Raw genomic sequence first — 21,830 nt, forward strand, 5'->3', positions numbered from 1 at the left:
AAAAAAATCTTTGAACTTCTGAGTTAAATTCTGCGGATTTTGCTTTGGTACTTTTGAAGCCGTTCTTCAAGGATACCTTTACGGATATGGATCGCTCGCAGATAGATTTTTTTTTGACCGACCCCGAGTTTGTCCAACTCGCCAGGAGAAGACCCGAGGATCCGGAATGGCGTGCCTATGAACTGGCTCATGCCGACCGGAAAGCAGCGTTGTACCAGGCCAGGATGGTATTGCTGGCTTCGGATCGTTTTCCTGAACAGACGCTTGAGGAAAACAGGAAGAAAGCGCTCTGGGACAAAATTGAAGATGAGCTGGAGTATTCTGCGGAGAAAGGTGGTTTCGTTCGCAGCATTCGCAGCCGGAGCTGGTGGGCGGCCGCGGTGGTTGTATTGGGTTTCGGGCTTTTGTGGCTGGCGAACCCATCGCGTCAGCGCCCGGCGAGTAAAGACAGTCTGCCTTTGGCAGGCAGGGAAGAAGCCGGGTGGAAGGAGATTGCCAACACAAAAGATGCAGTATTCCCGGTCGATCTTCCGGACGGCAGTACTGTGCTTTTGAAGAAAGACAGCCGGGTTCGCTTCGCTCCGGGTACTTTTGCCGCGGACGGAAAAAGAGAGCTGCATCTCGACGGAGAAGCCTTCTTCGAAGTAGTGCCCAATCCCGACGCACCTTTTTATGTTTATACCAATGAGCTGGTGACGAAAGTACTGGGTACCAGTTTTAATATCAAAGCGTTTCCCGATGCGTCGGAGGTTGAAGTGGCTGTAAAGACGGGCCGGGTAACGGTGTTCCGTTCGCGCGATGCAGCCGTGTCGGGAACAGCGAAAGACCCTGAAGGAGAAATCCTCCATCCCGATCAAAGAATCACGCTGAACCGCAACAGTGGCGCCATGGTGCTCGAGGAGCTCGCATCGGCAGGAGGCCCGCCGGAACCCGGCCTTTTTATATTTGACGACAAGTCGGTATCGGACGTCTTTAAAGCACTGGAAGCACATTATGGCGTGAAAATCATTTACCCGGAGAGCCTCCTGCGGGATTGTCGGATTACCGCCGCTGTTGCTGACGAGACTTTATACGAAAAAATAAGATTGATTTGTAAAGGGTTGAACGCCACTTACCAGGTAGTCGACGGGGACATTGTTATATCTTCCGAAGGCTGTACTTACTAATTCCTAACTCGCTTAACTAACCTTTTTAAACTATTTTGACGACTATGACACACCCGCTGCCCCAATAAACCCGAATTCCCGGCATTTGATTCTCGGCGATCGTAGGTAGGCTTCCGGCTGGTTGGCCCCGGACGGAAGTATGATTTGTGAAATTTCTGAACCCAACCCACCATACACCAATGGGAGAATATTGTTATGCCCGCGGGCTAGCTTTAAAAATTATGAGAATTACCATTTTACAGGCTCTGCTTGCAGTGGCGTTCATGGGCATTGTCAATGCCCGTGAAGCACGGACACAGGAGCTGATGGACAGACGGGTTTCAATCTCTGCCAGGCAGGAGAAAATCAAGTCGGTCTTCTTGAAAATGGAGAAGCAGATAGGTGTAAAATTTCTTTACAGCTCCAACGTCGTGGATCCCTACCGGCTGGTCACGCTGGAAGCCGATAAAATGCCGTTGTCCGGCGTTTTGGAACAGTTGCTCAGGCCGCTTCAGCTTACCTATGAGGTGTCCGACAGACATATTATCATAAATCGTATATTCATACCGTTACTTGAGCGGCCTTCCCTGCCGGCTGATCGGAACGCTTCTGCCGTGAAAAGCTTACGGGCGATCACGGGAAGAGTTAAAGATGAAACCGGCCAGGGTCTGCCCGGCGTGAGTGTGCTGGTCAAGGGGACGCAACGGGGAACCATCACCGATGTAAACGGCAGTTTTTCCATAGCGACGGATGAGGAAAGAGATGTGTTGGTTTTTTCTTTCGTGGGATACCTCACGGAAGAGCTGGCGGTTGATCGCGACGGCACCGTGGAACTGACCATGAAAGTCGACAACAAATCGCTGAAAGAGGTGATAGTAGTGGGGTACGGCGTACAGAGCAAGCGGAACGTGACGTCATCTATTGCTTCGGTAAGTTCGGAAGAAATCGCGAATCAGCCGGTCCAGCAGGTAGGACAGGCGTTGCAGGGGAAAGTGGCCGGCGTCCAGGTAGTTCAGAATTCCGGTTCTCCGGGAGCTTCGCTTACGGTGCGGGTCCGTGGGGCGGGAACCATCAACAACAGCGATCCGCTTTATGTAATAGACGGGAATCTCGGAGCGAGTCCTGCCAGCGTGGATCCCGGCCAGATAGAAACCATCGAGATATTGAAAAGCGCCTCGGCGGCTGCCATCTACGGAGCACAGGGAGCCAATGGCGTGGTGATCATTACTACCAAAAAAGGCCGGTCCGGAAAACCTTCCATTCAGCTGAATGCCTATACCGGTTTTCAGAAAGTGCACCGGATGCTGTCGGTTGTGAATGCGAGGCAATATGCCGAGCTATACAATACGGCGCTTGTAAACGGTGGCAAAGAGCCTTTGTTTAAAAATGTGGAGACTCTCGGCGCCGGTACCGACTGGCAGCGTGAGATCTACCGGTCGGCGCCGATTTCGAACATAGAGCTCTCCGCCGGTGGTGGGGGAGAGCGGGGAACCTTCTACGTGTCAGGCGGCTATTTCAGCCAGGACGGAATCGTATTAAAGTCTGATTACAAGCGGATCTCTTTCCGGATAAATTCCGAGTACCGGCTTGCCCCGAAAGTACGGATCGGGGAAAATATTTCTTTTGCCAGCGGAAAAAGGAACCAGATCCCGGAGTTTGGTGGGCGTGATATTATCCCTAATTCCTGGTATATGGACCCTACGGTACCGGTAAAGAACGACGACGGGTCATGGGGGTTTCCACGTTTCTCAGATACGAAAAACCCGGTTGCGCAAGCCTTTTATAATAACAATACGGCGGGGGAGCACCTGTTGAACGGAAGCGGCTATCTCGTAGCAGATTTTCTCGACTATTTTTCATTCCGGACCCAGCTTAACCTCAACATAGGTTACAAGAAGAGAATTGCATACACCCCTGTTTTTGACGTTTTCCCGCTTCAGAGAAACCTGATCAATACACTTGAAAATACCACGGAGCAGTCGCTTAACTGGGATTGGCAGAATACCCTCAATTACCAGCGGGATTTCGGCGATCATTCGCTAGAAGTGCTCGCCGGTATTACCGCATTGAACAGCCGGGTAGAATCGTATTACGCGCAAGGTCAGAACCTGCCGCCCAATGCCGATTTTGACAAAAACCTCCGCTATATGGACTTGGCCACGTCCGGGTTTTCCGCGCGCGGCGGAGCGGGCGAATATGGCATGTTGTCTTACCTGGGCCGCGTCAACTACGATTACAAGGATCGCTACCTGTTAACTGCCAATCTAAGGGTGGACGGCTCTTCCAGGTTTGGCCGCAATAACCGCTATGGCACTTTCCCATCGGTTTCGGCAGGCTGGCGCATCTCCGACGAGGCATTTTTCAAGGGTATTACTTTTCTGGACGACCTGAAACTCAGGGCGGGCTGGGGTATGCTGGGTAACCAGAACTTCCCGGCTTACTATGCGTTTGCCAATACACTGACCCCTAACCTGGTTTACGCCTTCGGCAGCGCTATTTCCCAGGGACAGGCGGCGACGAGTGTGGGCAACCCCGACCTGAAATGGGAGTCGATCCGGGAAACCGAATTTGGCCTGGATTTTTCCGCATTCCGGAAAAAGCTATCGGTTTCGGCGGCATACTACATTAAGAATACTTCCAACATGTTGCTGCGGGCGCCGGTCCCGGCCTTTACGGGCATCCAAAATGCACCGTTCGTTAACGGCGGTAGCTTGCAAAACAGGGGGGTAGAGCTGATAGCTACCTACAGCGACAGAACACAGCAGGGTTTTAGCTATGAAATCTCGGGTAATATTTCAAAAAATGTCAACAAAGTAACGGGGTTGGCCAATAACCAGTCCATGATTTTCTCCGAAACGTATTCCATTGCATCGGTGGGCGCTCCCCTGGGTTCGTTTTACGGATACGTAATGGACGGGATTTTTCAAAATCAGAATGAAGTCGATGCGCATGCCTACCAGGCAGGAGGGACGGGACCGGGTGACATCCGGTTCAAAGACCTGAACGGGGATAAAGTAATTAACCAGGATGACCGCGCTGTTATCGGCAGCCCCTGGCCCAATTTTAACTATGGGCTCTCGGTAAATCTTTCGTGGAAAAAGTTTGACCTGAGCAGCCTGTTTTACGGGGTAAGCGGCAGCGACATCGTAGCCAACTGGAAGTACTTCACCCAGGGCAGCAATTTTTACAATTTCGATTCCGAAATGCTCCGCGCCTGGAACGGTGAAGGGAGTAGCAACCGGCTGCCGCGGCTGAACGTAAACGACCCGAACAACAACTTCCGGGCATCCTCGTATTTTGTTGAAAAAGGAGACTATCTGCGGCTCAGAAACCTGCAGGTGGGTTATGCCGTGCTGGACGGCAAAGGGGGGAGCGGCTGTAAACTCAGGGTGTACCTGTCCTGTCAGAACCTTTTTACCATTACAGGTTACAACGGTTTTGACCCCGAAATTGGTAATCCCGACCCCGCTGCTTTCCGGATCGGCGTCGATGACGGTTACTACCCGCAGCCACGGGTGATAACGCTTGGCGTGAATGTGGGATTGTAGGTGTGAGGCGTGAGGGGTGAGGGGTGAGGGGCGTTTGTGCTGTGGAATAAAAGGCGGCGAAGTATTGAAGCAAAAATAAAGATTGACTAACCGGCGGGACCATAAAGCTGATGCCTCAAGGCTCATACCTCAAGGCCCAAACCTAAAAGACCGATGAAAAGATATTGGATACTATTGATACTGGTGATGTCACAGTTGAGCTGTGAGAACTTGCTGGAGAAAGACCCGCTTGCTACTTTGTCGGTAGTGTCCGGTTACAAGACGGAGAGCGACGCCATGAAAGCGCTGAGCGCTGCCTACAACCCGTTATACAATTACCCGGGATACGACGGTTATTCCATTTATGATATGGTAACCGATAACGCACTGAAGGGCGGCGAGGGACCGAGTGACGGGAGTTATTTCAACGATATAGCCAATTTTACGATTTCCTCTACGAATACGGTAGCTCTGCAAGTTTGGAAAAACAGCTACCTGGGCATCTTCAGAACGCATCTGGTGCTTGAGAATGTGCCGGGTATCGAAATGGATGAAACAGCCAAATCCAGGATCATTGCAGAGGCCAGGTTCCTGAGAGCTTATTATTATTTTACCCTGGTGACGCTGTTCGGCGATGTACCGCTGATCAAGACTTCCGTTGTGAAGGTTCCGGAAGTAGTCCGGGACCCGAAAGCCGCCGTCTACGATTTTATTGTTGAAGATTTTACTGCTGCTATTGCGGTACTTCCGGCCAGGAGTGCACTGCCTGCAGCCGAGAACGGAAGGATTACGAAAGGCGCCGCTCAGGCTTATCTCGGGAAGGTCTATCTCTACAAAAGTGATTTTGTGAATGCCGAAAAGTGGTTCAAAGCAGTTATTGACTCGAAGGAGTACCGGTTGGCAGACGACTACGCTTCGCTTTTCACGCTGGCGGGGGAGTTTGGGCCGGAGAACATATTCGAGATCAACCATGTGTACAGCGCGCAATACCTGGTTGCCAGAAACCTGGGGTCAATCCGGCAGGGCAGCGCCGGCATGTACGGCTACGGGTTTTGTAATCCAAGCCAGGACCTGGTGGACGAATTCGAAGCGGGTGATCCGCGGCTTTGGCAGACTGTTTACAAACAGGGCGACAAAATGCCGGACGGGAAAACCGCTGACGTCGGAAATAGCGAAACCGGCTATATGAGCAAGAAAGCCTATCTGCTGGCCCCTGATTTTCCGCCGACGGGAGATCCTATCCATTCGGCAAGAAACGAGATCAAGCTGAGATATGGTATGCTGTTGCTGTGGTATGCCGAAGCGGCCAACGAAAACGGTAACAGTACCGCTGCTGTCAGCAGCCTCAATGAAGTCAGGCGCCGGGCCAGGCAGGGTAAATCCGGTGTGCTTCCCGACGTCGCGGCCGCTGGCCAGGAACAATTAAGGAACGCCATTTACCATGAACAACGTGTGGAATACGCCCTGGAAAACCACCGCTTTTTTGATCTGGTCCGCCAGGGCCGCGCCGGGAAAGTCTTACGTGCCTACGCAGAAAAATACAAAACAGTAAAAGGAAAAAATTTCAGAGAAGGCATCAACGAAGTACTTCCTATTCCGCAATCCGAAATTGACGACAGCCAAAAAAGGCTCTCGCAAAACAACGGCTATTAACCCCAACCACAAACCCAAACCACAACCCTAACACCTCAAACCTATTACCTCAAACCTATTACCCACAAAAAGCTCCCGCCCAGTTGGCCCTGGCACGGGAGCGTGATTTGTCAAATTTCTGAACCCAACAAACCATTCAAATGTATGGAAAAAGATTGTTGTCGCCATCGGCTAGCTATCAAATTGATGAGAATTACCATTTTACAAGCGCTGTTCTCGGTTGTCTTCATAAGCGCTGTGAGCGCCTATGAAGCGCGTACACAGGAGTTACTGGCCCGCCGGATTTCTATTTCCGCAAAGCAGGAAGAAATCAAGTCGGTGCTGAACAAAATGGAAAAGCAGACGGGAGTGAAGTTTATTTACAGCTCCAACCTGGTCAATCCTGCACAGCGGGTATCGCTGGAAGTCAAAAAGGAGCAGTTGTCGGACGCCCTGAACAAGTTGCTTGGTCCGTTGCAGCTGTCTTACGAACTATCCGAAAAACACATTATTATCAGTCGCCCGGCCAAACCGGTATCTGCAAATTCGATGGAGCCGGAGCGCAATTTTTCTGCCGTTTCGTTTCCGGCGGAAAACCTCAATGAACGCGTGGTAAAGGGCGTGGTCAAAGATGAAAGCGGCCAGGGCTTGCCGGGAGTAAGCGTCCTCATAAAAGGTACCCAGCGGGGAACCAGCACAGACGAAAACGGGAACTTTTCCTTGAATGTCGACAGTGGCGAGGAAGTACTGATATTCTCGTTTGTGGGTTATCTCAGCGAGGAAGTACCCGTCAAAAGCCGGAGCGCCATCGAAATCAGCCTCAAGGTAGACAACAAGTCCCTCCAGGAGCTGGTGGTAGTGGGATACGGTGCGCAGAAGAAGGTAAACCTTACCGGCGCCGTGTCGACCGTCAACGCCGACGTACTGGATAGCCGGCCTATTACCAACCTGGGACAAGGCTTGCAGGGCGTGGTTTCCAACCTGAATATCAACCCCGGCAGCGGGAGCCCGGGGCAGGGAACGAGCTTTAACATCCGTGGTAACACCAACCTCAGCGGAAGCGGACCGCTGATCCTGGTGAACGGTATCCCGATGGACGTAAACCTGATCAGCCCGAGTGATATTGAAAGTGTTACAGTTTTGAAAGATGCTGCCTCCGCGGCCATCTACGGGGCGCGTGCCGCCTATGGCGTGATCCTGGTAACAACCAAAAGCGGGAAAAAGAAAGAGCGTCCCAGCGTTTCCCTGTCCACCCTTTTTACCAGCAACCAGCCGGCAACCCGCGTGAACTTCATTGATACGAAAGACCGGATTGCTTATATGAATGAGGCCTATATGCGCGTAAACGGACGGAATTATTACGATGACATTATGGTCAATGCCATGATGGCGCATTACAACGACCCGACCAAACCCGTTGCAATTGTCCATCCTTCTAACCCGAATGAGTGGACCGGGGTAGCCAATACCAATTGGGAGGATGTGCTCATGGCCAAAAAATACCCGATGCAGCAGCACAGCGTGAGCGTTTCAGGTGGGAGCGACAAGTTTGATTACTACAGTTCACTGTCCTACATCAATCAGAAGGGGTTGACCAACCGGGATTTGTTTAACGAACGATTCAACCGGTACAACTTTATGACCAACCTCAATTACGAGGTACTGGACTGGTTGAAAATTGGTACCAAGGTCTCAATCAATAACATCGACAAAAGGTATCCGCCGAACGACGACCAGTTCCGGAATTCTTACCCGGAAGAGGGGACAATTTACCAGACGAATGTGTATTCAACACAGCCTTTGTATGATCCTAACGGGAAATGGACACATGAGGGTTCTATTGCGAATCCTGCCCAGTTTATCAAAGAGGGAGGTTACAGAACCAGGAAAGCCAATGATATCTGGCTGACCGGCTCCGCCCGCCTTACCCCGATCAAGGACGTTAGTTTCAATATCGACTATTCGTTCAATACCAAGGACGCCAACGAGATGTCGTACCTGAGGTTGGTACCTTTCTACAATGTACGGGGTGAAACATCCGGCTATTACGGCGGATCAAATCCTAACCGCGTTATACGGACTGCTTACAGCGACCGGTACCATGTTTTCAATGCTTACGGTGATATTACCAAAGTTTTCAACAAGCATGAAATAAAACTTATGGCCGGGTTTAACCAGGAGAACGCTACCTACAACCGTACGCGGGCAGAGCGTAGAAACCTGATCATTGACGGCATTCCTTATATGACCCTGGCGTCCGGTGAACGTTTTGCGTCCGATACCACCAACCAGTATGCAATCAGGGGTGCTTTCACCAGGTTTAACTACAGTTTCGACGATAAATATTTGTTTGAGTTCAATGGCCGCTACGATGGTTCCTCGAAATTTGCGAAGGCCGGCCGCTTTGCATTTTTCCCGTCGTTTTCTGTAGGCTGGCGCCTGGACAACGAACAGTTTTTCTCAGGGCTGAAGAAGACGTTCAGTTTATTGAAAATCCGGGCCTCCTACGGGAACCTCGGCAATCAGAATATACGGGCGTTTTATCCTTATATCGCGACGATGGACGCCGGCGAAGTGTCTTACCTGCTCAACGGAGAACGGCCGATGTCCGTATATGCGCCCGGCCTGGTGAGCTCGTCGCTGACCTGGGAAACAGTTACACAACAGAACCTGGGACTGGATGTGGCGATTCTTGAAAACCGCCTGACCGCCTCGTTTGATGTTTACAGGAGAGACACCAAAAATATGCTTACCAAATCGCGCACGCTTGCGGCGGTCCTGGCTGAAACAGAGCCGCTCGCGAACGCTGCCGATTTGCGGACTTCCGGGTTTGACCTGAATATAGACTGGAAAGACAGGATTGGCAAAGTAAAGTACGAAGTGTCGGTTATACTGGGCGATTATTCGGCCAAAATTACCAAGTACAGTAACCCGTCCGGCCTGATTTCGGATTATTATGTAGGCGGAAAGCTCGACAATATCTGGGGATTGACTACGGCAGGAATCTTCCAGACCGATGCGGAAGCCCAGGAGCTTGACCAGTCCAATATCACCGGCAGGAAACGGCAGGCCGGCGACCTGAAAATGGTGGATCTGGACGGCGACGGTAAAATTACGCGCGGGGCGCAAACCCTGGCCAGCCCTGGAGATATGAGCATTATCGGAAACAGCACGCCGCGCTACAGCTTTGGTTTCAGGACCAACTGGAAGTGGCAGGGTTTTGACCTGGACCTTTTCTTCCAGGGCGTCGGGAAACGGGATCTGTGGATTACGCCGCTATACTACCTTACCCAATATTCAAACGAATGGGTAGGGATTTCAAAGGAAGCCATGGATTACTGGTCACCCGAGAATCCGGATGCGTTTTTCCCGAGGCCGATCATTTCCGGCGCTTCCGATGTTACCTCCGTACAAACGCGTTTCATGCAGAATGCCGCCTATGTACGGCTAAAACAGCTGACCTTCGGTTACAACGTTCCGGTTGCGGTAGCCCAGAAAATAGGAATGGAAAGGATACGGGTCTTCTTTACCGGCAGCAACCTTTGGACGGGCACAAAGATGATCAGGATATCCGACCCGGAACTGAGGGGGCCGAGCTCATATCCTTTGTATAAATCCTTGTCGGTTGGCGCCAACATCAATTTCTAAACTTCCCTGAGAAATGAGAAAAGTCTTATTGTTTGGAGTATTGTCTGCTCTGTTCCTCACTTCCTGTAACGACGAATATTTGGAAAAATATCCGCTCGACAAGATTAGCGATGCCAGCTTCTGGAAGTCAGGGTCAGATGTAAAAATGTATGTAAATCAATTTTACCCGAGTTTATTTGACGCCCGCGTGGCCTGGTATACCAACGATAACTTCAGCGACAACCAGGTGCCGAGCACGCGGAACTCCTACACCTGGGGTGAATACCCGATCCCTTCGTCGGGGGGAGGTTGGGAAAAAGCCGACTGGCGGCCGATCAGGCGTGTAAACTACGCGCTCGAGCGCCTCGGCACGATTCCGGAAGACGCTACTCTGAAGATTGCGCATGGCGAACTTCGCTTCTACCGGGCGTTTTTCTATTACCAGAAGCTCAGGAAATTCGGCGAAGTGCCCTGGCTGACCGAAACCCTCACTCCCGAATCGGAAGCGTTGAACGCACCGCGGGACTCGCGGGAAACGGTGGTGAAAAATATGCTTGAAGACCTGGATTTCGCGATTGCCAACTTGCCCGAAACTTCCGGAGAGGACCGCCTGACCAAGTACGCAGCGCTCAATCTGAAGGGAGATATAGCGCTTTATGAAGGCACTTACAAGAAATACCGGCAGCTGGGAACCGATTTCAATGAACTGATCAGGACCGCCGCCACGACTTATGACGAAATAATTAAATCGGGGAAATTTAAGGTGTATTCCACCGGAAAGCCGCAGAGTGACTATTTCGATCTTTTTGTTCAGTATGAATTAAAAGGGAACTCCGAAGCCATAATGGCGCAGCGTTTCATTACCGATAAACGCATGCATAATAACGTGAGGCAACTCGGTGAACCCTACACAGGCTACAGCAAAGATTTTGTGGAATCCTATCTCTGTACCGATGGCCTGCCCATTAAACTCAGCCCGTTGTACAAGGGTGATAAGGTCTTTGCAGACGAGTTTGTTAACCGTGATCCGCGTATGGCACAGTCCGTTTATGAAACCAAAAGACCCTACCGGATCTACGACGACGGCAGCACAAACTACAAGCCGCTGCCGGAGTTCCAGAGCAACTACTGCCCCACAAGTTATTTCATTATTAAAGGTTACAGTCCCTACGAACGCGATCGTTTGCCAAGCACCTCTACCACGGATGATTTTATTTTCCGTTACGGTAAGGTTTTGCTCTCCTATGCCGAGGCCAAAGCCGAGTTGGGGGAATGCACCCAGGAGGTGCTGGATATGACCATCAACCAGCTGCGGGACAGGGTCGGGATGCCGCATATGAAAGAGAAGGTGACTTTTACAGATCCTAACTGGCCGAACTGGGGAATGGAGATTTCGCCGCTCCTGAATGAAATCAGGCGGGAAAGGCGTATCGAAACTTGTGCCGAAGGCGGCCGTTGGGACGATATAGTCCGTTGGAAGGCCGGTAAGATCCTTGAAAATCCCAATACCGTTCTGGGGGCAGTTGACCCTGCTACTCAGAAGCCCAGGGTACTCTACCCGGGATATTCACAGCGGACCTGGAATGACAAGTTGTATTTGTACCCGCTTCCGCTGCAGGAGCTCAGCCTGAATCCGAATTTAACGCAGAACCCGGGATGGAATTAAAGTTGATTAGTTAGTTTGTCAGGTTAGGTAGCCAGCTTTTCCGGTTTTCCGGAAGGCTGGCTTATTTCAGGCTTTGCCCAATGAGTATAAAGAGGCTCCATCCGTCGTTTTTGTCATGAAGAGGGCGCCCGGGTGGATGGGAGTTGTTATTCCGACTGTCGTCAGTTGTTATTCCGAGAAAGAAGTTTTTTACCAAAACACCTTGGAGCAGAGATGACAAATAGATGTTGTCAATGGAAGTCAATGGTAGTCAATGGTAGTCAATGGTAGCCGGAGGCTACCGCCCGGACGGTCATCCTGAGCGGAGCGCAGCGGAGTCGAAGGATCTCCTGTTGCAAGAAAAAAGCCCTCTGGAAGGGATTGGGTCCGGGGAGCGGGAGATTCCTCGGCTGCGCTCGGAATGACCTCCGGTTGGAGCGGCTCCACACCTGTTGTTGTCAATGGTAGCAGAGATGACAAATAGATGTTGTCAATGGACGTCAATGGTAGCCGGAGGCTACCACCCGGACGGTCATCCTGAGCGAAGCGCAGCGGAGTCGAAGGATCTCCTCTTGCTATAAAAAGTCCTCTAAAAGGGATTGGGTACGGGAGAGGGAGATCCCTCCACTGCGGTCGGGATGACCCTCCGGTTAGTGCGGCTCCAAACCTGTTGTTGCCAATGGTAGCCCTCGGACAACCTTTAACCATTCAATTTTTTTAAAATAGCTATGAGCAAACGGAAAATCACCCAATACCTCATCCCTCATGGCCCAAACCTTTAATACACATGAAAGTTAGTCACAAAGACAGCCGTCGCGATTTTATCCGGAAATCAATCCTGGGAACTTCAGCTTTAGGGCTTGCGGGCCAGATTCCCGAAGCGAAAGGTTCGACCGCCCCAAACCCTCAGAAGACAGCGTCGCCTGCCGCCCTGGCGCCTACGAAGGCCGGCTTTGCCGAACGGGACATTACACCCGAAATCGGTATGGAGCAGCCCGGCGGATATGGAAAGGTATTTCACAAGGTCATTCATGACCCCTGTAAGGTAAGGGCTTCGGTGTTTGCCGACGGGACCAACACCGTAGCAATTGTGGCGGTAGATGCTTTGGCGATCCATGCGCCGGTTGTGGCGGCTACCAGGAAGCGTATCCAGGCAAAAACGGGCATTCCCGCTGATGCAGTTCTGATTTGTGCCACGCATTCGCACTCTTCCGGACCTACCTGCATGGTTTCGCCCAATGAATTTGACTTCGCTGACGCGCTGGTGAAAGAGCTGGCTTATGAGAAATCTTCCTGCGCGGATCCAAAGTACCTCAAGATAGTAGAGGATATGATGGTAGAAGCCGTAGCAGATGCCCATAGCAAAGCAAACACGGTGCAGCTCGGCGTTGGTCGCGGTTACGAAGATAAGGTTGCTTTCAATCGCCGTTTCTTTATGAAAAACGGCCTCACTTATACACATCCCGGCCAGCTCAACCCCGAGATTCTCCGGGCAGCGGGGCCGATCGATCCGGAAGTAGGTGTGGTAGCCGCATGGGACGAAAAAGGCAAATGCATCGGCTGTATCGTTAATTATACCTGCCACACTACTACTAATCCGGGCGGTGCCTCGGCCAACTGGGTGTATTACCTGGAACAGACGATCCGGGGAGCTTTCGGACCGGATTGCGTTGTGGTTTTTGTGCAGGGAGCAGCGGGCGACGTCACCCAGGTAGACAACCTTAACCCGAATGTCAACAGGGCCGGTGAAGATTGGGCCCGGTTTGTAGGGGCGAGAGTCGGCGCCGAAGCCGTGAAAGTGATGCTGGACATGCCGCGCGGCACGCTGACGCCGGTAGCCTACAGCGTTCAGCGCGAAGAGATGAAAAGGAGGTTTCCGTCGCCGCAGAAGGTAAAGGAGGCGCTTGAAACCGTCAGGAAAAAGCCGGAAGAAGTGGGGGCAACCAAATGGACCTTCGCGAAAGAAACCGTTCTGCTGAACGCAAAAGCCAAACGTGAACCTAAGGTGCAGGTTGAAGTACAGGTGGTTCAGCTCGGACCTGTTGCAATCATTACCAATCCTGCCGAGTATTTCTGCCAGTTCGGGCTGGACATTAAAAGGAACAGTCCTTTTGAGTATACTTTTATTTCCATGCTGGCCAACGGCTGCGTGGGTTATGTGCCGACCGAAGAAGCGCTTTCTGCCGGAGGAGGCGGCTATGAAACCCGTTTGACTTTCTATAGCAACCTGGTGCCCGAAGCCGGTACGCGGATCGCCAACATGGGAATCGAACAGGCCCGCAAAATGAAGCCGGGGGCAGTTCCCCAACCGGCGCGTGCCCCGGAATATAAAGGTACCCCCTGGGAATACGGAAGCCTCGGACCGGAACTAAGCTGATTCGTTTGGTTGGTTTTGCCTGTAAATGTTTATATTCCCTTGTTTGGATGGTTTTTAGGGGTCATTGTGCTGATTTTTAGTCTCTTAGCACTCATATCTACTAAAATTATTCGGAAAAGTAATAGAAAATTTCAGTCGTCCTGAATCCTTTGAAAGTGCACTTTTTAACCTTTTTGTTCCCCGGAGAAGTTTTTCCGGATTTTCTTTCTCAAAAATCCGGCCGCCGTCAGGCGGGTCCGGTCAATTTGATTGGTTTCTAATGAAAACTAAAATTTTGTTTCTGGCCGTTTGTGTTGCGGGCCTGGCACTCAAAACACAGAATGGCATCAAGTTTCCCGTTCCCGATTCAAATGATCGGCTCGACAAAGCTATGGCCAGCTTTAAGCTTGAAGAGGGATTGTCTATTGAGCTGGTCGCCTCTGAGCCGACTGTGATCGACCCGGTTGCCTTTGCTTTTGACGAGCGCAACGACTTGTACGTGATTGAAGACCGGGGTTACCCGGACCCGATCGATGGTTCGGTAGCGCCGGCCATCGGCAGGATTGCCCTCCTGCGGGATACCGACAAGGACGGCAAGTATGAAACACGCCACGAATTTGTCAGTAATCTTACCTATCCCAACGGCGTATTGCCCTGGAAAGGAGGGATTTTTGTGACCTGCGCACCGCATATCTACTACTTTAAGGATACGGACGGGGACGGAGTTGCCGACATCAAGGACATTGTGCTTACCGGTTTCAATTCGGACAAAACCGCCCAGATCAGGGTGAGCCACCCGGAACTGGGGCTTGACGGCTGGGTCTATGTCACCAGCGGGCTGAATGGCGGAAAGGTAACTTCGCCCAAGCACCCGGGCAGAGAAGCGGTGAACTTTACCTCCTCCGACGGGCGGTTTAACCCGGAAACTTTCGAGTTTGAGAATACGGGCGGCAGAAGCCAGTTCGGGCTCGCATTTGATCCCTTTGGAAGGCGCTTCGGAACTTCCAACCGTCACCCGGTCATGCAGATGATGCTGGAGCCGTGGCACCTGAAGCGGAACCCGTCTTTGCTGTTTACCGATACCTATCAAAATGCTTCGGATGTAGAAGCGAATGCGAAAGTATTTCCTATCAGCGGCGCTGTCACTACGGCCGAGTTTATTCCAAAGCTGATGGGGCTATCTCATACCGGTACTTTTACCTCGGCTTGCGGTATCCTTGTTTTTAACGGTAGCAGGATGTCTGCCGGGCATAAAGGGAATGCGTTTATATGCGAGCCGGCCCAAAACCTGGTGCAGCGCCAGGTAATGAAGCCGGAAGGAGCAGGCTTCCGCTCGCAGCTGGCGTATGACAAGAAAGAATTTCTGGCGTCGACGGATGAATGGTTCCGGCCGGTTTTCCTGAATCACGGACCCGACGGATCTCTATACCTGGCCGACATGTACAGGAAAGTAATTGATCACCCGTCTTACGTTCCGGCCGAGGCCCGGCATCTGCTGGACTTTGAAAGCGGTAAAACCGACGGTCGGATCTACCGGATTTTCAGCAACGACAAAAAGAACGATAAAGGTGTAGCACCCGACCTCTCGGGAACCGCTCAGTTGCTTAAAGCGCTGGACTCCGATAACGAATGGCACCGCCAGGTGGCTTTCAGGCTGATCTTTCAGAACAGGCAGCCGGAATTGAAAACCGGCCTGGCCGAACTGGCTTCCAAGTCGGTACGACCTGAATCCAGAGCTGCCGCTTATTGGCTGCTTTATCACCTGCAAGGCCTGGACGAGGCGCAGATGAAGCGTGCCATAGCCGATGAGAATTCGGGTGTCAGGGAGCAGGGGATCAGGCTGATCGACAAATCAGACCTGGAGAGTGCGCAGAAAAGCCGGCTACTGGAACCATTGACAGCGGATTCCGATATGCGGGTTCGTTTTCTGCTTGCGCTTGCGCTGGGTAACGTGCAGACTCCGGGGGCCACGCTGGGCCTTGCTAAAATAGCCGCCAAGGATGGGCAGGACAAATGGGCCAGGAATGCAGTATTAAGTGGAATTAATGGCCGCCTTCCCGAATTTCTTGCTGATTTCAGGAAGCAGAAAGGGGGCGATGCACAGGCCTATGCGCTCGTGATGCAGGATATGGGCAGGCTTTTCGGAAATGCCGCTTCTGTTGACGCCTGCCGGGAATTGCTGGTTGAGACACTTCGCCAGAAGGGCGGAGAAGACTGGCGCGCCGCTACTATCCTCGGTCTTTCAGACGGAATTGCCAGGAGAAAGGAGTTTAGCAGCCAGGGTAAACCGGCACTGCAGGCACTTCTGGCAACCGGCTCTGATGCCTCCGCGACCAGGCTGCTGGAAACTTTTATGCAAAAAATGAACGCCGTTGCACTTCAGCAAAGTGCGCCCGTCACCCAACGGAAAGATGCGGTGGCCTTGCTGGGTTTCCATGACTTCAACAAGGTAAAGACAACCCTGCAGAAGACACTCGACGCGAAAAACCCGCCGGAGCTGCAGATCGAAACCGTTAGCGCGCTTACCAAACTCGGCAATCCGGAAGGGGCGGGCTTTATGACGGCCAAGAAAACCTGGTCGGGTTATACGCCGCGGGTGAAGAATTCGGTGATTGCGGCCCTGGTGTCGAACAAGGAGTTTATTGGGGTGTTGTTTAAAGGCCTCGAAAGCAAAGTGATCAGCCCGGCTGAAATTACCTCGAATGACCGCGCACGTTTGATCAAGCATGCTGACGCCGATATAGCGAAGAAAGCCGCAGGATTCTTCGAAGAGCTGGAGTCGGGAGGTCGTATGAAGATCTACCAGGACTTCAGGCCGAAGCTCAGCGAACCCGCTGTGGGCGCCCGTGGAAAAGAGGTATTCAAGAGGACTTGCTCCGCCTGCCATACCTACGCCGGATCGGAAGGCGGGAATGTGGGCCCTGATCTCTCCGGTATCAGGAATCAGCCGCCCGATGCAATTCTGCTTCATATATTGGTGCCGAACTACGAAGTATACCCGGCTTACCAGGCGCTGAACGTGGAAACTACAGACGGAAATACGATCACCGGGTGGCTGGTATCTGAAACCGAAAATTCGCTTACCATTCGTACCGCTTTTTCTACGGAAGAAACCATTCTACGGAAAAATATCAAGACGCTTACCAATCCAGGCGTGTCACTCATGCCGGACGGACTGGAACAAACCATGAGCAGCCAGGATTTACTGGATTTGATCGCATTCCTGAAAGGAGCCAGTTAGGTCTGCTGCCTATTCCTGAACCCGATGAAAACTACCTTTCTTAAACCCTGTATTTTTGCGCGCGGAATGTCGGCCTGGTTCATGGCCGGCATTCTGGGCTTCGTCTCGCTGAGCCTGCCGGGGCAGACTGCTTTAAAGGCAGGCGCATCGACGAGCAACATTACGCCTTTTCTTGACAATGTCCTGATCGGCGGTTTCGGATCACCGGTGGCAAAATACATCCACGACGAGCTGTACGCCAGGACACTGGTGCTGGACAACGGACAGGAGCAGGTGGCAATTGTAATGGCCGACAATTGTTTGATCCCCAGGGAGGTGTATGACGAAGCGCGGCAGCTTATCCTGGAAAGGACAGGTATAAAGAAAGAGAATGTATTAATGGCGGCTACCCATACACACTCAAGCGTCAGCGCGATCAAAAGCGGGAATGAGCTTGGGGATTTCAGCTATGGGAAGCCGCTGGATGAATACCAGCACTTTGTTGCCCGCCGGATTGCCGACGGCGTGGCGCGGGCTTTTTACAACAGGGAGCCGGCAAAAATCGGCTGGGGCTCGGTAGCTGCGCCCGAGCACGTTTTTAACAGGAGATGGTTTATGAAGCCGGGGGCTGACATGACCAACCCGTTTGGCGGGAAGGACAAGGTAAAAATGAACCCCGGCGTGTCAAACCCGGACCTGGACAAGCCCGCAGGACCTACAGACCCGGAGGTGTTTTTTATTTCGGTCAAGGCGCTGGATGATCGTCCGATTGCGCTCCTGGCCAACTACAGCCTTCACTATGTGGGCGGCGTGCCCGGCGATCATGTCTCCTCCGACTATTTCGGGGTGTTTGCCGATTATTTCAAAGAGCTGGTCGGCGGGGATAAAAATGCACCGGGATTTGTGGCTATGATCTCAAATGGCACCTCCGGGAATGTCAACAACATTAATTTCCGCGGACCTGCCGAAAAGATGGGGACCTACCAGAAAATGCAGGTGGTGGCGAAAGACGTAGCCGACAAGATTTTTAGCCAGTATGCCGCTATCCAGTATAAAACGGACGTAAAACTGGCGGCTTCGTACTCGGAACTGGACCTGCAGGTGCGGAAGCCAACTCCGGCGATGCTGGCGCGCGCCAGGAAAGTAGTGTCTGATCCCGGCCAGATCAAACTCTTTCACCCCCTTGAGCCTGCCTATGCGGCGCGCCTGATCCAGGTACAGGAACGCTGGCCGGAAAAGGTCCCGGCGGTAATGCTCGCCCTGAAAATCGACGATCTTGCGATTGCTTCCATCCCGTTTGAAACGTTTGCTGAGACCGGGTTAGAAATTAAGAAGCGAAGCCCGTTCAAATCCACCTTTACCGTTTCACTAGCCAACGGTTGGTACGGTTATCTGCCCACCCCCGAGCACCATGAGCTGGGAGGCTACGAAACCTGGCTGGGCACTAATTATGTGGAAAAGGAGGCCTCGCGCAAAATTACCGAACGCCTTCTCAAACAGCTGTCCTCGTTCAAGTAGGGAAGGGGCAGCCGTTGGAGTTGGATAAGATGACAACGTTTTCCGGCGGGAATAAGAAAAAGGCGATATCCGGATGCCTGAAATTGTTAAGTAGATCTAACAGACGCTTACTAAACCCTTATGAAAAAAGAAACATTTTTAATCGGTACGTGCATTGCGGCAGTATTTTTCTGCCTGGGGCTGATCGGCTCCGCCCGGGCCCAGGAGAAATATGAGCTGAAGGCCGGAGCAGCGCTCAGCAATATTACGCCCTTTCTCGGCGGCGGAATTGTAGGGAACTTCGGCGTTCCGCCGGAGGCCAAATACATTCACGATGAATTGTATGCAAAGTGCCTGGTATTAGACGACGGTCACGAACAAATTGCCATTGTAATCTGTGACAACCTGTCCATCAACCGGGAAGTATACGACTACGCGAAAAACCTGATCCAGGAGAAAACAGGGATGAAAAAGGAGAACATGCTAATGGCCTCTACGCATACCCATTCCAGTGTAAGCGCGAGCAGTGTGGGCGATGAGCGGATGAACTATAACTATGGAAAGCCACTGGACGAGTACCAGCTTTTTGTGGCCCGTCGCATTGCAGACGGCGTGCGGCGCGCCATTTATAACAAGGAACCGGCCCGGATCGGGTGGGGCGGTGTGGATGTTCCGCAGCATGTCTTTAACAGGCGTTGGCTGATGAAACCGGGAACCGACGTTCCGAATCCCTTCGGCGGCCAGGATAAGGCGCGGATGAACCCGGGGGTGGGCAACCCCGCGCTTGACAAGCCTGCCGGCCCGACCGATCCCCAGGTATCCTTCGTATCGGTTCAGGCTACAGACGGGCGTCCGATTGCGTTGCTGGCCAACTATTCGCTCCATTACGTGGGCGGAGTTCCGAATGACCATATTACGTCCGATTATTTCGGTGCATTTGCCGAAAATTTCCGCCAACTCGTGGGAGCTGATAAAAGCGCCCCCGGTTTCGTGGCGATGATGTCGAACGGAACTTCCGGCAATATCAACAATATCAATTTCAGGGGCCCGGCCGAAAAGATGGGGGCCTATCAGAAAATGCAGCTGGTGGCGAAAGATGTTGCAAATGCGGTTTTCGATCAGTACCGGACAATTACCTACAAAACGGACGTGAAACTGGGTGCGGTTGCCTCCGAGCTTAACCTGAAAGTCCGCAAGCCCACGCCTGAAATACTGGCCAGGGCCCGGCAGGTGGTGGCCAATCCCGAGGGGCTTAAGCTTTACCACTCCCTGGAGCCGACCTACGCGCGCCGTGCTATCCAGATGCAGGAAAGATGGCCGGAAAAAATTGATGCCGTTATGCAGACCCTGCGTATCGGCGACCTGGGCATCGCTGCCATACCGTTTGAGACTTTCGCCGAAATCGGGTTGGAGCTAAAAGCGAAGAGCCCTTTCAAATCCACTTTTACCATTGAGCTGGCCAATGGCGCGTACGGCTACCTGCCCACTCCCGAACAACATGAATTGGGCGGGTACGAAACCTGGCTGGGAACCAACCGTGTCGAAACCGAGGCCTCCCGCAAAATTGTCAGGCGCATATTAGAGCATTTTAACACTTTAAAACCATAGCCACCTTACCTAATCAAAGTATTTACTAACCTTAAAAACCTAATGAATACCGCCTTTTTGAGGAAACAGCTGTTGTTTTTTGCCGCCTTGGTTCTGCTTTGGTGTGCCCGGCCCGATTCCGCCGCCGCACAACAAAAGGCCGGCGGACAGGAAGCCAGGCAATTTAAAGCAGGAGCGGCGATGAGCGTAATCACGCCGCCGATCGGTTACAGTATCAACGGCAATATGCAGGACGGGAAAATACGTCAGGTACATGACGATACTCATGCCAAGGCCATTGTGCTTGACGACGGCGAAAACAAGCTGGCCATTGTAGTGTCGGATCTCTGCATGGTGTACAAGGAAACCCTTGACAAGGCGAAAAAAAAGGCCCACGAATACTCGGGGATCCCGGTAGAAAACATGATGATGTCCGCGACGCACACCCATAGCAGCGGAACCGCCTGCAGCGTTTTCCAGAGCGATCCGTCCCCGGAATATCTGGACTTTTTGTCGGAGCGGATAGCAGATGCAGTGATACGCGCCAATAACAACCTGGTGCCTGCCGAAATAGGGTGGGGGAAAGGTTATGAGGCAACGCAGGTGCACAACCGTCGCTGGTTTATGAAGTCGGATGAGGGGATGACCAACCCGTTTGGCGGAGTCGATAAAGTGCGGATGAATCCGGGGATCCAAAATCCGAACCTGAATGAACCTGCAGGGCCTATCGACCCGGAAATCAGTGTGTTGTCGGTACGTTCGCTTGCAGGTGAGCCCATTGCGGTACTTGGGAATTATTCCCTGCACTATGTGGGCGGAACAGGCGGCGGGGAGTTGTCCGCGGATTATTTCGGTATGTTCGGCAAAAGAATGAAGGAGCTTCGGGGCGAAGGAAACCCGCACCGTCCGTTCGTAGGCATTATGTCCAACGGCACCAGCGGTGATATCAATAATATCGACTGGCGGTCAGGAAGCTGGAAGCCGACCGGTGCGTATGCCCAGATGAACCGGGTGGCGAACCTGGTAGCCGCTGAAGCCAATAAAGCAGTTGAGGGAATGCAGTACCGGAAATGGGTGCCGCTGTTGTCCATGCAGAAGGAAATCTCTCTGGGCGTAAGAAAGCCTACCCCGGCGGAGCTGAAACGCGCTGAGGACATTCTGGCCAAGGAGACTGAAAAGGTGCTGACCAAACGGGATGCGATTTATGCCCGCGAATCGGTGCTGATCAACAAATTCCCGGACAAAGTACCGTTGATCATCCAGGCGTTCAAGATTGGTGACCTGGCGATTTCGGCCATTCCGTGCGAAGTTTTTGTGGAGATCGGACTTGAGATCAAGGAAAAGAGCCCGTTTGCTTCCAACTTCACCATTTCGCTGGCCAATGGTTACAATGGTTACCTGCCCACCCCGAAACAACATTCATGGGGCGGCTATGAAACGTGGCGCGCACGATCCAGCTACCTGGAGGTAAACGCCTCCGAAAAAATTACCGCGACTTTGTTCTCACTGCTTAACCAACTTAAACAAAAGCCTTAACGGAGGTTTGAGGTGTGAGCAGTGAGGCCTGAGCCGCTGAAGCCCGACGTCCGATTTG

10 protein-coding genes are annotated in these 21,830 nt (G+C 52.3%); all 10 read left to right on the top strand.

Going from position 1 to position 21,830, the window contains the following annotated elements; translation table 11 throughout:
- Positions 1–86: 86 nt before the first annotated feature.
- The 10 genes from ABD852_RS01255 to ABD852_RS01300 all read left to right on the top strand — a co-directional run bounded on the left by ABD852_RS01255 (position 87) and on the right by ABD852_RS01300 (position 21,772).
- Positions 87–1,166, top strand: a complete 1,080-nt coding sequence (locus tag ABD852_RS01255; protein WP_345026170.1) for a FecR family protein — start codon at positions 87–89, stop codon at positions 1,164–1,166.
- Positions 1,167–1,387: 221 nt separating this feature from the next.
- Positions 1,388–4,693, top strand: a complete 3,306-nt coding sequence (locus ABD852_RS01260; RefSeq protein WP_345026171.1) for a TonB-dependent receptor — start codon at positions 1,388–1,390, stop codon at positions 4,691–4,693.
- A 153-nt stretch (positions 4,694–4,846) separates the two neighbouring features.
- On the top strand, positions 4,847–6,325 hold the full coding sequence (locus ABD852_RS01265; protein ID WP_345026172.1) for a RagB/SusD family nutrient uptake outer membrane protein: 1,479 nt from the start codon (positions 4,847–4,849) through the stop codon (positions 6,323–6,325).
- Between the two features lie 186 nt (positions 6,326–6,511).
- On the top strand, positions 6,512–9,952 hold the full coding sequence (locus tag ABD852_RS01270) for a TonB-dependent receptor (RefSeq protein ID WP_345026173.1): 3,441 nt from the start codon (positions 6,512–6,514) through the stop codon (positions 9,950–9,952).
- Positions 9,953–9,965: 13 nt separating this feature from the next.
- On the top strand, positions 9,966–11,597 hold the full coding sequence (locus tag ABD852_RS01275; protein WP_345026174.1) for a RagB/SusD family nutrient uptake outer membrane protein: 1,632 nt from the start codon (positions 9,966–9,968) through the stop codon (positions 11,595–11,597).
- 766 nt (positions 11,598–12,363) lie between these two features.
- Entirely contained in the window at positions 12,364–13,953 is a 1,590-nt protein-coding gene (locus tag ABD852_RS01280) for a hypothetical protein (RefSeq protein ID WP_345026175.1), read from the top strand.
- Positions 13,954–14,212: 259 nt separating this feature from the next.
- On the top strand, positions 14,213–17,173 hold the full coding sequence (locus ABD852_RS01285; RefSeq protein WP_345026176.1) for a PVC-type heme-binding CxxCH protein: 2,961 nt from the start codon (positions 14,213–14,215) through the stop codon (positions 17,171–17,173).
- A gap of 24 nt (positions 17,174–17,197) precedes the next feature.
- Complete coding sequence (locus ABD852_RS01290; protein ID WP_345026177.1) at positions 17,198–18,670, top strand: neutral/alkaline non-lysosomal ceramidase N-terminal domain-containing protein; 1,473 nt, start codon at positions 17,198–17,200, stop codon at positions 18,668–18,670.
- A gap of 120 nt (positions 18,671–18,790) precedes the next feature.
- Positions 18,791–20,257 carry a neutral/alkaline non-lysosomal ceramidase N-terminal domain-containing protein gene (locus tag ABD852_RS01295; protein ID WP_345026178.1) on the top strand — a complete coding sequence of 489 codons (1,467 nt, stop codon included), beginning with the start codon at positions 18,791–18,793 and terminating at the stop codon, positions 20,255–20,257.
- A gap of 42 nt (positions 20,258–20,299) precedes the next feature.
- Entirely contained in the window at positions 20,300–21,772 is a 1,473-nt protein-coding gene (locus ABD852_RS01300; RefSeq protein WP_345026179.1) for a hypothetical protein, read from the top strand.
- Positions 21,773–21,830: the final 58 nt, after the last annotated feature.

It is taken from the genome of Ravibacter arvi (assembly GCF_039540405.1).
GTDB lineage: Bacteria > Bacteroidota > Bacteroidia > Cytophagales > Spirosomataceae > Ravibacter > Ravibacter arvi.

Excerpts from the sequence above, each read along its gene's own strand:
- ABD852_RS01255 (WP_345026170.1), top strand. The coding sequence starts at position 87 with ATGGATCGCTCGCAGATAGATTTTTTTTTGACCGACCCCGAGTTTGTC.
- ABD852_RS01260 (WP_345026171.1), top strand. The coding sequence starts at position 1,388 with ATGAGAATTACCATTTTACAGGCTCTGCTTGCAGTGGCGTTCATGGGC.
- ABD852_RS01265 (WP_345026172.1), top strand. The coding sequence starts at position 4,847 with ATGAAAAGATATTGGATACTATTGATACTGGTGATGTCACAGTTGAGC.
- ABD852_RS01270 (WP_345026173.1), top strand. The coding sequence starts at position 6,512 with ATGAGAATTACCATTTTACAAGCGCTGTTCTCGGTTGTCTTCATAAGC.
- ABD852_RS01275 (WP_345026174.1), top strand. The coding sequence starts at position 9,966 with ATGAGAAAAGTCTTATTGTTTGGAGTATTGTCTGCTCTGTTCCTCACT.
- ABD852_RS01280 (WP_345026175.1), top strand. The coding sequence starts at position 12,364 with ATGAAAGTTAGTCACAAAGACAGCCGTCGCGATTTTATCCGGAAATCA.
- ABD852_RS01285 (WP_345026176.1), top strand. The coding sequence starts at position 14,213 with ATGAAAACTAAAATTTTGTTTCTGGCCGTTTGTGTTGCGGGCCTGGCA.
- ABD852_RS01290 (WP_345026177.1), top strand. The coding sequence starts at position 17,198 with ATGAAAACTACCTTTCTTAAACCCTGTATTTTTGCGCGCGGAATGTCG.
- ABD852_RS01295 (WP_345026178.1), top strand. The coding sequence starts at position 18,791 with ATGAAAAAAGAAACATTTTTAATCGGTACGTGCATTGCGGCAGTATTT.
- ABD852_RS01300 (WP_345026179.1), top strand. The coding sequence starts at position 20,300 with ATGAATACCGCCTTTTTGAGGAAACAGCTGTTGTTTTTTGCCGCCTTG.